Source organism: Caldisphaera sp. (assembly GCF_049974385.1).
GTDB lineage: Archaea > Thermoproteota > Thermoprotei_A > Sulfolobales > Acidilobaceae > Caldisphaera.
Genome location: NZ_JBMFIW010000050.1, coordinates 1 through 1,074 on the forward strand (window position 1 = coordinate 1; position 1,074 = coordinate 1,074).

At 34.4% G+C, this 1,074-nt stretch carries 1 protein-coding gene; it reads right to left on the bottom strand.

The window, feature by feature from the left end:
• Positions 1 to 1,062 (bottom strand): acyl-CoA dehydrogenase family protein (locus tag ACP5GV_RS08035; protein WP_428103275.1); only part of this gene is annotated, 1,062 nt, incomplete at its 3' end.
• Positions 1,063 to 1,074 lie beyond the last annotated feature (12 nt).

Sequence of the window (1,074 nt, forward strand, 5' to 3'; positions counted from 1 at the left end):
CTTTATGTCTCTATAATATCTTTCTATATTGCTTTCCTTGCTATAACCAAAACCCCCTTCAACTTGCATAGCAAGTCTAACTAAATCAACACCCCATTTAGCAGTTGCGTATTTAGCAATAGATGACCACATAGGATAATCTATATCGTTGTTATCAATCTTTTGTGCAGCATTATAAATTAATAATCTAGATGCTTCTAGTTTAACCTTCATATCTGCAATCATGCTTTGAACCATTTCATGTTCTATTATTGGCTTTCCCATAGTTTCTCTCATCTTTGCATAATTTAATGACTCATCAAATGCAGCTTGCATTATACCAAGACCCACGGCTGCTGTTACAACCCTACCTTCATTAACGCCATCCATTACTATTTTAAAACCATTATTTAATTCACCAACTATGTTTTCTTTAGGTACTCTACAATCCTTAAACAACAATTCACTAGTACCCCCACCACGAACTCCCATCATATCTAATTTGCTTATCTCAATGCAATCCTTCTTATCTAAAACAAAAATTGATATACCTTTATGCCTATCCTCCTGTTTACCAGTCCTCGCTGCAACTAAGAAGAAGTCTGCATATGTTGAATTAGTAATCCAAGTCTTCCTACCGTTTATAATGAAATCATTACCATCTTTTTCTGCCCTAGTTATTATATTAGCTGCATCTGAACCGCAACAGGGTTCACTTAGTGCAAAAGCACCTATCTTACCTTTTGATAATCTTGTTAAATACTCTTCTTTTATTTCTTCACTTGCATAGTGAACTAATGGATATGCAACCATTGTACCTGAAACTGTGGCCATTATTGCTACAGCTCCAGATGCTCTAGCAAGCTCTTCAACAACAATAACTGATTCCATTGTTGATAAATTAGGCCCACCATATTTATCAGGAACTCTTAATGCAAAGTAACCCATGCTTGATACTTGATCTAAAATATCTTGACTAATATAGTTTTCACTATCAATCTTTTTAGCAACTGGAGATAAAACCTTTTCTGAAAATTCTCTTACAGAACTTCTCAACAAATCTATATCAGATTTTGCACTCAATTTTATACACCA